This window comes from Sporosarcina pasteurii, from assembly GCF_041295575.1.
Classification (GTDB): domain Bacteria; phylum Bacillota; class Bacilli; order Bacillales_A; family Planococcaceae; genus Sporosarcina; species Sporosarcina pasteurii.
The window spans coordinates 2242937-2256212 of sequence record NZ_CP160452.1; the positions used below are offsets into that span (position 1 = coordinate 2242937).

Sequence of the window (13276 nt, forward strand, 5' to 3'; positions counted from 1 at the left end):
CCTAAAACGGAAAGTGTTGAAACGGCTCAATGGCATACTCGGAAAAAAGACGATTGCATAAATTTTTAAGCCGCCCCCAATATTCGGTCGGCTTTTCTTTATTTTAATGATATGACGTGATAATATATAGAGAAATGATTTCAATTGAGCGTTTAAAAAAGGAGAGCAAAAAAATGATCTATAAAGTTTATTATCAAGAAAACGTGCTAGAAGTACCAGTCCGCGAAAATACAAAAAGCATGTATGTTGAAGCTGGCTCAGAAAGAGAAGTTCGTCAGTTATTAAAAGGACGAAATTTCAATATTGAATTAATCCAGTTATTAGAAGGAAAACACCTTGAACATGAGCAAGCTTCACCACACTTTGAGCTTGTGAAGGCCTAAGATATGAACGTAATTAAAAACAATGAAACAGGCGTTTTCGCTCTAGGCGGACTAGGCGAAATCGGAAAAAATACGTATGGCGTCCAGTTTCAAGACGAAATCATCTTAATTGACGCCGGCATTAAGTTTCCTGAAGATGAGTTACTAGGTATCGATTACGTGATTCCAGATTATTCTTATTTAGAAAGAAATGCGGATAAAATTAAAGGACTTTTTATTACACACGGGCATGAAGACCATATCGGCGGAATTCCTTATTTACTTCGCAAAGTAAATGTACCTGTTTATGGTGGAAAACTCGCCCTTGGATTGTTGCGTAATAAGCTAGAGGAACACGGCCTACTACGTTCAACTAAAATGATTCCAATCGATGAAGATGATGTAATTAAATTCCGTAAAACATCTGTTAGTTTCTATAGAACTGCGCATAGTATTCCAGATGCTTTTGGCGTTGTTGTCAAAACCCCTTCCGGAAACATTGTCCATACAGGGGATTTTAAATTCGATTTTACTCCTGTTGGAGAACCAGCAAACCTGACGAAAATGGCGAAAGTTGGTGGCGAAGGCGTACTCTGTCTATTATCAGATAGTACAAATGCTGAAGTTCCAAACTTCACCCTTTCTGAACGTAAGGTTGGCGACAGTCTAAATGAGATTTTCAGAAAAGTAAATGGCCGTATTATTTTTGCAACTTTTGCTTCTAATATTCACAGATTGCAACAGGTCATTGAAGCAGCACAAGAACATGGCCGTAAAATTGCAGTTTTTGGCCGAAGTATGGATAATGCAATACGAATCGGTCGTGAACTGGGCTACATTGACGCACCAGAAGAATTATTCATTGATACACACTCTTTAAATCGTCTTCAAGCAAGCGAAGTTATGATTCTCTGTACGGGAAGCCAAGGTGAACCGATGGCGGCTCTATCACGAATTGCTAACGGAACACATCGACAAGTACAAATTCACCCTGGTGATACGGTTATTTTCTCGTCGTCTCCAATACCGGGAAATACACTAAGTATCAACAAGACGATCAACGCATTGTTCCGTGCAGGAGCTGAAGTGTTGCATGGTTCTTTAAATAATATTCATACGTCTGGTCACGGTTCTCAAGAAGAACAAAAGCTAATGCTTAGACTGATGAAGCCAAAATATTTCATGCCCATCCACGGTGAGTATCGTATGATGAAAATGCATACAGAACTCGCTGTCGATTGTGATATTCCAGAAGATAATACATTTGTATTAAGTAATGGTGACGTATTAGCACTAACAGAAAATAGCGCTAGACGTGCAGGACGCATCCCATCAGGCGATGTCTATATCGACGGTAGTGGAATCGGAGATATTGGAAACGTCGTGTTACGAGACCGTAAGATGCTTTCAGAGGACGGTTTGGTGATTGTAGTTGCTACAATTGACAAAAAGAAAAACCGCATCGTTTCAGGTCCAGATCTTATTTCAAGAGGATTTGTTTACATGCGCGAGTCTGGCGAAATGATTTCAGAAGCCCAGCGTATGCTAAGCAAACATGTACAACGTAAATTATCAAATTCAGCTGTACAAATACCTGCATTAAAAACTGAAATGATTGATGTTCTAGGTCCTTATTTATACGACAAAACAGAACGTAAACCAATGGTCCTCCCTGTCATTTTAGAAGTATAGTCAACATAAAACCGCTGTGCCCAATGCACAGCGGTTTTATTTTTTTTGCTTAATGAAATAACTTCTTCTCAAAATTATGAATATCTGAATCCGAGCCAATGACGATTAATACGTCTCCTTCAAGTATCTCCTCATCTGCTTGAGGAGAGATCATAATCGATTCTTGACGTTTAATCGCAACAATGTTTATTCCATATTTCGCTCGAATATTTAATTCGATTATTGTACGTCCCGCAACTTTTCCGTCAACGATTATCTCGGCAATCGAATGCTCCTCCGACAACTCAAGATAATCCAGGATATTATTCGATAATACGTTATTGGCGACTCGTATCCCCATATCACGTTCAGGTCGAACAATATGATCTGCTCCGAGTTTTTCCAATAGTTTTTTATGATATTCATTTTGCGCTTTAACAGTGAGTTTCGGAACACCAATTTCTTTTAAAATTAACGTCGTCAAAATACTCGCTTGAATATTTTCACCAATCGCCACGATAACATGCTGGAAATTTCGAATGCCAAGTGATAATAGGGCAGACTCATCTGTTGTATCTGCGACCACTGCTTGCGTTGCAATATCTGCATACTCATCTACTTTAGAAGGTGTGATATCAATCGCCATGACATTTGCACCTAATTCAATTAATTCGGAGACGATACTCCCTCCAAATCTACCAAGTCCAATCACTACAAATTCTTTTTTCATGTCATAATTCTCCTTGAACATTCAATATTGCAACTAGTAAACCGATACGTGCAATTAGTTTAGCATACAACTCCTATTGACCTCAATTAAATCGAGAAATACTCTGTGGCATGGTTTGAAAGTTAAATATGGATAAACATAAAAACAGCTATAGTAGCGCCACTTTGCGCCTTGCTAGAGCTGTTCATTATAAATATTCTTTTTACCTTTGAATTGAACTTTGTTCAGCAGTTTTCAATGCTTGTAAGACACGCAACGTCTCATCTACGTCGCGACCAATTTGATGATGGTATATCGTTTGATATTGCAAAACACCTTTTGAATCAATTATAAATAAGCCATGAAGTGTCATGCCAACTTCTTCATTTAAAACACCGTACTTCCTCGACACGACATGTTTTCTATCGGAAGCTAATGGATATTTTAATTGTTCAAGTCCGTTATCTTTTCGGGCTGTGTCAATCCAAGCTAAATGTGTATGAATCGTATCCGTCGACACACCGATGATAGTTGAATCTAATTTCACAAACTCGTGGTATCGGTCTGACATCGCTGTAATTTCTGTCGGAGGCACAAATGAAAAGTTTAAAGGATAGAAAAACAATATTGTCCATTTGCTATTTACCATATTTTCTTCAAGACTTACTTTGCCGAAAGTCTTATCAGCCATGACTGCATTCATTGTAAATAAAGGCGCTGGCTTTCCAACCATCCGTGCGTTCATAAAATATCCCCCCATCGATTCTATCGTAAAAAAGACGTAGCTTCTCGCATCATCTACACTAGAATACTAATTCGGGAACAATTTTATTAATTACATTAAATTTCTTTACAATGCGATGGTTTTTCGGGTCTTTCTAAACAGTATTCACACGAAGAATCACTGCATGTTTCTTCACGCCACTCATCACAATCTGGACAAAAATGGGAATCATAATCATCATGATAAGCTAACGGATTGAGGCATACGGCACAGCGGTTAGCTACCTCATGTGAATCATATACTTCCCCATCCTTCATCAAAAAAGTACCTTCGATTGTATGATTTCTTGTCATAGATAAATGAATCGTATCCCAACTTAACCCTAGGTCTTCCATTGTCCACTTACGGTCATCTGGGTCTAAATAAAAAATCATCTTCTTCCCCAATCCGTACCCCTCCTTTTATTAACAAATAATACGTTTGCAACTATTTCCGAGCTATTTATTTCTAATTATAAGTATAGCGTTTATCACTCCAATTTAGAAACAAAAACCAAGATTTCTTGAAAAATAATACTTGATTTCCGATGAATTTCTCGTATAATAAAAAAGCTTTATAATAAACTTAAAGTATAGTTTAACTAAACTATCATTTTGAAAAGGAAGATTTTTCAATGGAAATTGGTAAAAAAATTAAAAGTTTACGGTTAAAAAAAGGATTAACACAAGAAGAACTGGCAGAACGTACAGACCTAACAAAGGGGCATATCTCACAACTAGAAAGAGAACTAAACTCCCCTTCAATTGAAACACTTTTTTCGTTACTAGAAGTTTTAGGAACCACACCTAAAGACTTTTTTGATGAAACGAAAAAAAATGTGAAAGTTGTGTATACCAAAGATGAACAAATCGTTTATGCCGACCATGATTTAAATTATAAAATCCGATGGCTCGTTCCTCGTTCAAATGAAAATGAAATGGATCCCGTTCAAATTGAATTCGAACAGCAAGGGCAATTTAAATTATTCGAACCCTCTTCGTCAGAGACTTTTATTTACGTGCAAACAGGAATCGTCCAAATAGAATTAGGTGACAGTATTTATACTGCTTCAGAAGGTGACGCTGTCTATTATGATGCTTCCGAACAACATCGATTGACAAATGTCCATAAAGGTAAGACGACTATTATTCTGGTTGCTACAGAATCCTATCTATGAAGTACGTACTTTGGAAAATTTAAGGAGTGATTATTTTGACAACAAAACCAATTATTCGTTTTGAACAAGTGACGAAAAAATATAACGAGGAAACAACGATACTCAACAACGTTTCTTTTGAAATGGAACGTGGAAAATTTTATACATTACTCGGCCCATCTGGTTGTGGTAAAACAACCATTTTACGATTAATCGCCGGTTTTATTGAACCAACTGAAGGGGCTATCTATTTTAACGAGAAAAAAATTAATGATATTCCAGCCAATGAGCGAAAAGTTAATACAGTGTTCCAAGACTATGCGCTTTTTCCACATCTCAATGTATTTGAAAACATTGCTTTTGGACTTCGAATTAAAAAGACGAAAAAAGCCGAAATCCAAGAACGTGTGCAAGAAGCCCTTAAGTTTGTCAACTTAGAAGGCTATGGATCACGTGAAATTTCTGAGATGTCTGGTGGACAACGTCAGCGGGTAGCGATTGCGCGTGCAATCGTAAATGATCCAGATGTCATTTTATTAGATGAACCACTTTCTGCATTAGATTTGAAATTACGGACAGAAATGCAATATGAACTTCGTGAATTACAACAGCGTCTTGGCAAAACATTTGTATTTGTTACGCATGACCAAGAGGAAGCACTCGCGATGTCCGATGAAATATTCGTAATGAATGCAGGCGAAATTCAACAATCAGGAACGCCTCTCGATATTTACGATGAGCCAATTAATCGATTTGTTGCTGACTTTATTGGTGAGTCAAATATTGTATCTGGGAAGATGTTAGAGGACTATTTCGTCCAATTTACCGGTAAAACCTTTGAATGCGTTGACCAAGGCTTAAACCCAAATGAAAAAGTAGATATTGTCATTCGTCCGGAAGATTTGGAGTTAACAACGGTCGATAAAGGTAAGTTGAACGTTACTGTAGATACACAATTATTCCGTGGCGTTCATTATGAACTTTCCACTTATGACAATGACGGCAATGAATGGCTCGTTCATTCTACAAAAAAAGCTGAAGTTGGTAGTCAAATCGGATTGGATTTCGATCCGGAAGACATCCACGTGATGAGACTCAATGAAACAGAAGAAGAGTTTGACGCTCGCTTAGAGTCTTATGAGGTTGCTGCAAATGAACAATAAGCTATTAAGACCTATTTATTCCGTTCCTTACGCAAGCTGGCTTATTCTTTTTGTCATTGCACCCATTTTACTCATTTTGTATTTTTCATTTTTTGATATCACTGGTAACTTTACGTTGAATAATTATCGGAACTTTTTCACTTCAACGTACTTTACATTGACAATGAGTTCATTTTGGTATGCTTTTTTAATTACATTTTTCTCACTGCTTTTCTCTTATCCAACTGCTTACTTTTTAACAAAAACGAAACATAAACAACTTTGGTTACTGCTTATTATCATTCCTTCATGGATTAATTTACTGTTAAAAACGTACGCTTTTATTGGACTTTTTGGTTTATACGGACCGATCAACGCTTTCTTTGAAGTGATCGGTATCGGACAGAAACAATTACTGTTTACTGATTTTAGCTTTGTATTTGTGTCTGTTTACATTTTTATTCCATTTATGATTTTACCGATTTTTAATGCGCTTGATAAATTAAATCCAACTTTAATTGACGCAGCTCGCGATCTCGGTGCAAATCATTGGACGACATTCACAAAAGTCATTTGGCCTTTAACGATAAACGGGGTTAAGTCAGGCATTCAAGTTGTCTTTATCCCTGCCCTCTCCTTATTTATGATTACACGACTCATTGCGGGCAATAAAGTCATTACACTTGGAACTGCGATTGAACAACAATTTCTCGTTACCCAAAACTGGGGAATGGGATCAACAATCGCTGTGTTTCTCATATTATTTATGTTCATCATCATGTTGTTAACACATGGAAGCGAAAGGGGGACGACAACAAATGGTAAAATTAAATAAACTCCCCAAAATTTATTTGACAACGGTATTTTTAATTTTGTATGCACCTATCTTTTATTTGATCTACTATTCGTTCAACTCAGGTGGCGGCATGTCGAACTTTGAATCATTTACGTTAGAACATTACGCTGCAGTTTTTGAAGATAAGCGGCTCATTATTATATTGATTAATACGGTCGTCGTCGCTCTCTTATCCGCACTTATTTCTACTGCGATTGGCGTACTCGGCGCGTTAGCAATCACGTTTACACGTAATAAATCCATGCGCAAAGCCGTTTTATCATTAAATAATATTTTAATTGTCAGTCCCGATGTGATTATCGGTGCCTCTTTTTTAATTTTGTTTACAATGATTGGGATTAAACTTGGGTTTATTTCTGTGTTAATTTCTCATATTGCGTTTAGTATTCCAATAGTGGTCATTATGGTCCTGCCAAAACTACAAGAAATGAGTCCATCATTAATTGATGCTGCCGTTGATTTAGGCGCATCAAAGCGAGACGTTTTAACACGGGTAATTATTCCATTTATTAAGCCTGGTATTTTTGCTGGTTTTTTCCTTGCACTTACGTACTCTTTAGATGATTTCGCGGTTACTTTTTTCGTTACTGGTAACGGTTTTTCAACGCTATCTGTTGAAATTTATTCAATGGCAAGAGCAGGCATTACGTTGACAATAAATGCTTTGTCTGGGCTCATTTTCATCATTACCGTTGCGTTAGTCATTGGTTACTACGCAATCAGTCGTAAAACGAAGTCTGCACTTGTAGGGGTGAGAAAATGAAAGACATCGTACGCGGAGCAATCATTATCCTTTTTATTTCCGGGATTTTATTATTTATCAACATGAAACTCAATGAAGGCGGAGGTCGCGGAAATAAAAACACAATTACAGTTTATAACTGGGGAGAATATATTGATCCTGATTTATTAAAACAATTCGAGGAAGAATCCGGTATTAAAGTAATTTATGAAACATTCGACTCAAACGAAGGTATGATGGGTAAAATTGAGCAAGGTGGAACTTCTTATGATATCTCTATGCCTTCAGAATATATGATTGAAATGATGAGAGAAAAAGACTTATTAATTCCGTTAGATTACAGTAAAATACCGAATGTGAGGCATATTGACCCGTATTTTCTTGATTTACCCTTTGATCCTGACAACAAATACTCACTGCCATATTTTTGGGGGACACTTGGAATTGCTTTTAACCCTACATTGTTAGAGGGCCAAACGTTTGAAAGTTGGGATAATTTATGGGACCCTTCTTTGAAGCAACGAGTGGTTCTTGTGGACAGTGCACGAGAGACAATTGGGATGGGCTTAAACTCTTTGCATTATTCCTTAAACTCCACAGACCTAGATGAATTACATGAGGCGACAAATAAGCTAAAAAAACTAAAGCCGAATGTGAAGGCAATCATTGGCGATGAAGTCACCCAGTTGATGGTAAACGGTGAGGCGAGCATTGCACTTACTTGGTCGGGTCAAGCGGCTGATATGATGTATGAAAATGAAGATATCGATTACATCGTTCCCGAAGAAGGCTCTAATTTATGGTTTGACAATATGGTCATCCCACGGACGGCTTCGAATATTGATGGCGCGCATGCATTTATTAATTTCATGCTAGACCCAGAAGTTGCAGCTCAAAATGCAGACTACGTTGGTTATTCAACGCCAAATTTATCAGCACTCGATTTTATGGATGCTGAAGTAATTGAAGATGAACGTTTCTATCCTGATGAGGAAACGAGAAATCATCTAGAAGTCTATCGAAATTTAGGACTTGAAATGTTGGGTCATTATAATGAACTCTTTCTTGAATTTAAAATGGACAGGAAATAACGGATAAAGTGGAAGCATGGTTCAATATGCTTCCGCTTTTTTATATAAACGAAACTAAACAAATCTCGTCATTAAGTCATGTAAAGTGTTTTTAAACTGCTACGTATGATAAAATAATTTAGGTACTCGAATTATCTTAGAAAGTTAGGAGATTAGACTATGGCATCTCGTTCTAATAATTTTGCACTTTATATCCTAATGTTTAATATGTTTATTACAATGTCTGGTATTGGTCTGATTATCCCGATTATGCCCGAATATTTGGGGACATTTGGAGTTGCTGGGCAAGCTCTTGGATTTTTAATTGCCTTTTTCTCTTTATCGCAATTTATTTTTTCTCCATTCGCGGGCGATCTATCAGATAAACACGGACGTAAAAATTTAATCATTGTTGGACTGCTTATTTTCGGACTTTCTCAAATAGCATTTGTTTTATCACCTTATCTATGGATGTTATTTGTGGCCAGGTTCATCTCAGGAATCGGTGCAGCCTTTTTAGTGCCTCCAATGATGGCCTTTGTTGCTGACATTACAACACTAGAAGAACGTGGCAGGGGGATGGGACTTCTCGGCGCTTCGATGTCATTGGGCTTTATGATCGGTCCTGCAATAGGCGGATTTCTTTCTAAAATTAGTCTAGAATTTCCATTTTTCTTTGCAGCCGGCGCAGCGATAACGGCTGCTATTATTTCTTATTTTGCATTACCTAACCCTGCCCCGCGCGTTGCTGAACAAACGGATAAAAATAAGCGTGAAAACCTATTTCAACAACTCAAACGATCTACGAAGACTTCCTACTTCGTCATGTTCATCGTGATGTTTGTCTTTTCCTTTGGACTCGCTAACTTTCAGGCAACTATTTCCCTCTACGTTGACCATAAATATGCCTATACGCCTTCTCAAATTGCCGTCATCATTACAGTCGGTGGATTTGTTGGCGTAATTGCACAAACTTTTTTGATTAACCCGTTATTTAAAAGGTTTGGCGAGATGCGAATCGTACACGTTAACCTTATCATTGCTGCATTGGCAATGATTGGGATTTTATTCGTAAATACCTTTACAACCATTTTACTAGTCTCATCAATCTTCTTCACTGCCACCGCTCTATTACGTCCGGCAGTCAATACACTCGTCTCTAAATTAGCTGGTTCTGAACAAGGCTTTGCAGCTGGAATGATTACAGCCTATATGAGTTTAGGAAATATGATTGGCCCTGCGCTTGCAGGGATCTTATTTGATATAAATATTAGCTACCCTTATATTATCGGTACTTTTATTCTAATCATTTGCTTTATTATCGCCCTTTCATGGTCTAAACGAAGTGCAGAACTTCTTCAGCAAGTAGGAGAGCAAGAAGGCCGTTAATGCTCCCTAAAACTAATCATAAAAACCGTTACTCGAGTTTGAGTAACGGTTTTTATGATTTACGTTCGAAGAGTTTCATTAAAAACTTCCATCTCCTGAATTTTCCCTGCATATGTTTGGACAATTTCTGTGAAAGCCGCAACTTGTTTTAACTCAAAGCTTGATTCATATCCAATTAACCACGTATCTCGTGTGAGTTCAAATTCTTCTTCACTATTTAATAATGGAATTTTATTTACCTTTTCATCACCTAACAATGTAATCGAAGGTAAAATGGCATAGCCTATGCCGTTTATCGCAAGCTGTTTACAAGTTTCGATTTGGTCCACAGTAATTTGGCGTGAAGGTTCCATCGCAAAATGTCGTTGCCACCAATGTTGAATTTCTTGATGGTAATTGGAGTCACTTTTAAATTGAATGAACGGTCTAGTTGTTTCTTTTAATTGTTCAATTGCTGTAATCTCCCGATCCACTAAATAGAGCTGATCGCGAAATAGATGTTGTTTCATATTCTTCCAATCTATCCTTCCACGTACAATCCCAATATGCGCTTCTCTTTCATGTAACGCTTTGACAATTTCTGAACTCCATCCTGTAATAAGCGATATTTGTACATTTGGATAACGTTCTACAAATTCCTTTAAAATTTGAGGTAACCAAGTTTGACCGACGATGGAAGCACAAGCAATTTTTAATGTTCCATGTATTTTATCAACCAAAGTGGATATCATTTCAAAAACTTCTTCTCTCTTGACAATCGCATCTTTCGCATAGGCGATGACCAATTCCCCCGCAGGCGTAGGTTCTAATCCTTTTTGTGACCGAATAAACAAACGTGTTCCCCAGTCTTTCTCAATCGTTTGTAGTCGTTGCGATAAAGCTGGTTGTGTTAAAAATAATCTTTCCGCCGCTTTACGCATATTTCCTTCCTCAGCAAGTGCCTTTATCATTTCAAATTCATTCATCGGCTTTTACTAGTTCCTTTCCGCGTGGTATACGTAATATTAGTAGAGTACTAATGATCGCAAATAATACAACACCAATATAAACCCACTGTATAGATAAATTAAGTGCTTCTTGTAGTAACTGTACATCTTCGCTTGAAATGGAATGTCGGGATTCACTTGTTAGTAATAAATTGACATCATCTAATCCAAAGCGCGCACTGTTTTTCTGAAAATGATTTATTAAAGAATAGTTTAATATCGCTCCAAAAAATGCAGCGCCCACTGTATTACCAAAGTTTCGCATAAACATATTTGCAGCCGTTGCGGATCCACGTTGATTGTGAGGAACCGCACCTTGTATCGTCACGACGAATGCTGTACTCGTCAACCCCATACCTACACCAACAAAAAAGCTTGCGATGGCCGCCCATAGTGGTCCTGATGAAGGGTTCATCAAAGCAAATAAAATAGCACCTAGTATAAGGGATAGCCCCCCACAAAAAGATACGGTAAATGTTCCATATCGAACCAATAGATGCCCAGCGACCGATGAGGCAATGGGCCAACCAATCGACATCGCTGTTAAAGTAAAGCCAGCAATAATTGCCGGTTGCTCCATCACGCCCGTGACAAACGTCGGCAAATAAGTCGAGATTGCAATTAAGATAAAGCCCGTCGTAAATGAAACAAGGTTTGCGTATAAAATGACAGGGTTTTTCCAAATTGAAAAAGGCATCATTGGATTTTCAGCTTTCTGTTCTACCCGAACGAATAATAGAAGCAATCCAGTTCCTGTAAGGATTAGCAATAGACTCAAAAGAGATGTTCTTGCGAATGATTGTCCACCTTCTGTAAGCCAATATAAGATAAGTGACAAGGAGGATGTTAATAATATTGCACCCTTATAGTCAATGGAAACGTGTTTATCCCTAGCTGGTTCTTGAAGGAATAACCCAATCCCAATCATCGCCAAAATTCCAAGCGGGACATTGACCCAGAATACATACTCCCAACTTAAAAAATAAACAATTCCACCGCCGATTGCAGGACCTAATACCGCTGAAATTCCCCAAACGCTCGATAAATACCCTTGAATTTTTGCTCTTTCTTCAGTTGTATAAATATCGCCAATGATTGTCGTTGCTATTGGCATGACAGCCCCAGCTCCCAGCCCTTGTAACAATCTAAATATAATTAATTGCTCCATAGAAGTCGCTAGTCCACATAAAATGGATCCAATAAGAAATAGCAACATCCCTATAAATAGGATCGGTTTTCTTCCAAACATATCCGCAAGTTTTCCATAAACGAGAACTGTCACTGTACTCATTAGTAAATAAGCAGAAAATATCCAACTATATCTTGAAAAGCCGCCCAATTCTGATGCAATGACTGGCATCGCAGTCGTTACGATTGTCGCTTCTACAGCACTTACGAACATAGCGAGCATGACAGATAGTAACACGAGTGGACGATTCGTTTCTTTAAGTTTCATCAAATACTGCCCCTCCATTTTACAACAAACAAAAAGACTCCATGACGGAGCCTTCCTAATTTTCATTTCACTTCAATATACATGCTTTTATTGTACATTGTATATATACTTTTTAAACTGTTTTAAAATAACTCTTCTCGTCAAAATTCCAGAAAAGGTCCCATCTTCTTCTACTACACAAACAAATGGATGATCAATTAAGTAGTCAAGTCCCCTTTGAAAAGTATCTGTCGTTTTAATCGTATGAATTTCTGTTCGCATTATTTCATCAACTTTTAATTCAGGTAATCGTTCATATTCGATATGAGCTAATCCCAATATGGAGTCCGTCACGGTACGCATACTAAGTAAGCCTTTCAACCGATCCTTTGCATCTAGCACAGGTATCGATGAATAGCCGGTCTTTGTTAATACGAGGAGTGCATGCTCTGCATTATTACCAACCTGAACATGTGCCACTTTTTCAGCGGGAATGATGTATTCTACAACAGGTGTAAACAAAAAATCTTTATGCATAATAGAAACCATAAAATCTTCCCCTTTTAATTCATGCTATACAGTTTTCCAAACCCTCCTCATCTATCATAGCACAATCTGGCGATGGAATCCTATAATAAAAAGAGAACTAAGCCATATTTCTTTTCGTTTAATACGGTATGTAGTGTAAGCTAAAGGAGCTGATGGACTCCTCCACACCAGTCCACACTTGAATCCATAAATGACAATTGCACAGAAAAAACCTCTCTCAAACGAAAGAGGCTCCTGATGCATAATAAACGATAACAAACGCAATAAATAAGCTTGCAATGAATATGACCCAAATCACTGGATTTAATCTAAAAGGATGTTCCTCGACGGCTTCAGGAATTTCATCTCGCCCCACAGCTAATGAATTTAACCGAGAGGATTTTCGGATCGCAGCAACGGTAATCCATATCATAAGGGCAGCCACAATAATGAAAGGCATGATCCAG

The 13276-nt window shown here is 37.7% G+C and carries 15 protein-coding genes; 8 read left to right on the forward strand and 7 right to left on the reverse strand.

Going from position 1 to position 13276, the window contains the following annotated elements; all coding sequences use genetic code 11:
• The first annotated feature begins 173 nt into the window (after positions 1–173).
• Entirely contained in the window at positions 174–383 is a 210-nt protein-coding gene (locus AB1H92_RS10595; RefSeq protein ID WP_115360327.1) for a DNA-dependent RNA polymerase subunit epsilon, read from the forward strand.
• Between the two features lie 3 nt (positions 384–386).
• Positions 387–2054 carry a ribonuclease J1 gene (gene rnjA / locus AB1H92_RS10600; RefSeq protein ID WP_115360326.1) on the forward strand — a complete coding sequence of 556 codons (1668 nt, stop codon included), beginning with the start codon at positions 387–389 and terminating at the stop codon, positions 2052–2054.
• Positions 2055–2103: 49 nt separating this feature from the next.
• Here rnjA and AB1H92_RS10605 read toward each other — a convergent pair whose 3' ends face one another.
• The 3 genes from AB1H92_RS10605 to AB1H92_RS10615 all read right to left on the reverse strand — a co-directional run bounded on the left by AB1H92_RS10605 (position 2104) and on the right by AB1H92_RS10615 (position 3912).
• On the reverse strand, positions 2104–2763 hold the full coding sequence (locus AB1H92_RS10605) for a TrkA family potassium uptake protein (RefSeq protein WP_115360325.1): 660 nt from the start codon (positions 2761–2763) through the stop codon (positions 2104–2106).
• Positions 2764–2965: 202 nt separating this feature from the next.
• Entirely contained in the window at positions 2966–3487 is a 522-nt protein-coding gene (locus AB1H92_RS10610; RefSeq protein ID WP_115360324.1) for a peroxiredoxin, read from the reverse strand.
• Positions 3488–3582: 95 nt separating this feature from the next.
• A complete protein-coding gene (locus AB1H92_RS10615; protein WP_115360323.1) occupies positions 3583–3912 on the reverse strand; it encodes a hypothetical protein in 330 nt (109 codons plus the stop codon).
• Between the two features lie 227 nt (positions 3913–4139).
• Here AB1H92_RS10615 and AB1H92_RS10620 point away from each other — a divergent pair, with 227 nt between their 5' ends.
• From AB1H92_RS10620 to AB1H92_RS10645, 6 genes are all read left to right on the forward strand, one after another.
• Positions 4140–4682 carry a helix-turn-helix domain-containing protein gene (locus AB1H92_RS10620; RefSeq protein ID WP_115360322.1) on the forward strand — a complete coding sequence of 181 codons (543 nt, stop codon included), beginning with the start codon at positions 4140–4142 and terminating at the stop codon, positions 4680–4682.
• A gap of 35 nt (positions 4683–4717) precedes the next feature.
• Entirely contained in the window at positions 4718–5824 is a 1107-nt protein-coding gene (locus AB1H92_RS10625; protein ID WP_115360321.1) for an ABC transporter ATP-binding protein, read from the forward strand.
• The gene (locus AB1H92_RS10630; RefSeq protein WP_115360320.1) at positions 5814–6638 is read left to right on the forward strand and encodes an ABC transporter permease; all 825 of its coding nucleotides are present in this window, start codon (positions 5814–5816) and stop codon (positions 6636–6638) included. The genes AB1H92_RS10625 and AB1H92_RS10630 overlap by 11 nt, the downstream gene beginning before the upstream one ends.
• The gene (locus AB1H92_RS10635) at positions 6622–7422 is read left to right on the forward strand and encodes an ABC transporter permease (RefSeq protein ID WP_115360319.1); all 801 of its coding nucleotides are present in this window, start codon (positions 6622–6624) and stop codon (positions 7420–7422) included. Before AB1H92_RS10630 ends, AB1H92_RS10635 begins: the two co-directional genes overlap by 17 nt.
• The gene (locus AB1H92_RS10640) at positions 7419–8492 is read left to right on the forward strand and encodes a PotD/PotF family extracellular solute-binding protein (protein ID WP_115360318.1); all 1074 of its coding nucleotides are present in this window, start codon (positions 7419–7421) and stop codon (positions 8490–8492) included. The genes AB1H92_RS10635 and AB1H92_RS10640 overlap by 4 nt, the downstream gene beginning before the upstream one ends.
• A 159-nt stretch (positions 8493–8651) precedes the next feature.
• Positions 8652–9860, forward strand: a complete 1209-nt coding sequence (locus AB1H92_RS10645) for an MFS transporter (protein WP_115360317.1) — start codon at positions 8652–8654, stop codon at positions 9858–9860.
• A gap of 59 nt (positions 9861–9919) precedes the next feature.
• On the opposite strand, the gene AB1H92_RS10650 is transcribed toward AB1H92_RS10645, so the two are convergent.
• From AB1H92_RS10650 to AB1H92_RS10665, 4 genes are all read right to left on the reverse strand, one after another.
• Positions 9920–10825, reverse strand: coding sequence for a LysR family transcriptional regulator (locus tag AB1H92_RS10650; protein ID WP_115360316.1), 906 nt, complete (start codon positions 10823–10825; stop codon positions 9920–9922).
• A complete protein-coding gene (locus AB1H92_RS10655; RefSeq protein ID WP_243835807.1) occupies positions 10818–12302 on the reverse strand; it encodes an MDR family MFS transporter in 1485 nt (494 codons plus the stop codon). The genes AB1H92_RS10650 and AB1H92_RS10655 overlap by 8 nt, the downstream gene beginning before the upstream one ends.
• 87 nt (positions 12303–12389) lie before the next feature.
• Positions 12390–12830, reverse strand: a complete 441-nt coding sequence (gene cbpB, locus AB1H92_RS10660; protein ID WP_115360314.1) for a cyclic-di-AMP-binding protein CbpB — start codon at positions 12828–12830, stop codon at positions 12390–12392.
• A gap of 217 nt (positions 12831–13047) precedes the next feature.
• The gene (locus AB1H92_RS10665) at positions 13048–13242 is read right to left on the reverse strand and encodes a hypothetical protein (protein WP_134268503.1); all 195 of its coding nucleotides are present in this window, start codon (positions 13240–13242) and stop codon (positions 13048–13050) included.
• Positions 13243–13276 lie beyond the last annotated feature (34 nt).

Bases quoted from the DNA above. Each gene is read 5' to 3' on its own strand.
- rnjA (WP_115360326.1), top strand. From the start codon at position 387: ATGAACGTAATTAAAAACAATGAAACAGGCGTTTTCGCTCTAGGCGGA.
- AB1H92_RS10605 (WP_115360325.1), bottom strand. From the start codon at position 2,763: ATGAAAAAAGAATTTGTAGTGATTGGACTTGGTAGATTTGGAGGGAGT.
- AB1H92_RS10640 (WP_115360318.1), top strand. From the start codon at position 7,419: ATGAAAGACATCGTACGCGGAGCAATCATTATCCTTTTTATTTCCGGG.
- AB1H92_RS10645 (WP_115360317.1), top strand. From the start codon at position 8,652: ATGGCATCTCGTTCTAATAATTTTGCACTTTATATCCTAATGTTTAAT.
- cbpB (WP_115360314.1), bottom strand. From the start codon at position 12,830: ATGGTTTCTATTATGCATAAAGATTTTTTGTTTACACCTGTTGTAGAA.
- AB1H92_RS10665 (WP_134268503.1), bottom strand. From the start codon at position 13,242: ATGATATGGATTACCGTTGCTGCGATCCGAAAATCCTCTCGGTTAAAT.
- AB1H92_RS10630 (WP_115360320.1), top strand. From the start codon at position 5,814: ATGAACAATAAGCTATTAAGACCTATTTATTCCGTTCCTTACGCAAGC.
- AB1H92_RS10650 (WP_115360316.1), bottom strand. From the start codon at position 10,825: ATGAATGAATTTGAAATGATAAAGGCACTTGCTGAGGAAGGAAATATG.
- AB1H92_RS10610 (WP_115360324.1), bottom strand. From the start codon at position 3,487: ATGAACGCACGGATGGTTGGAAAGCCAGCGCCTTTATTTACAATGAAT.
- AB1H92_RS10655 (WP_243835807.1), bottom strand. From the start codon at position 12,302: ATGAAACTTAAAGAAACGAATCGTCCACTCGTGTTACTATCTGTCATG.
- AB1H92_RS10635 (WP_115360319.1), top strand. From the start codon at position 6,622: ATGGTAAAATTAAATAAACTCCCCAAAATTTATTTGACAACGGTATTT.
- AB1H92_RS10595 (WP_115360327.1), top strand. From the start codon at position 174: ATGATCTATAAAGTTTATTATCAAGAAAACGTGCTAGAAGTACCAGTC.
- AB1H92_RS10620 (WP_115360322.1), top strand. From the start codon at position 4,140: ATGGAAATTGGTAAAAAAATTAAAAGTTTACGGTTAAAAAAAGGATTA.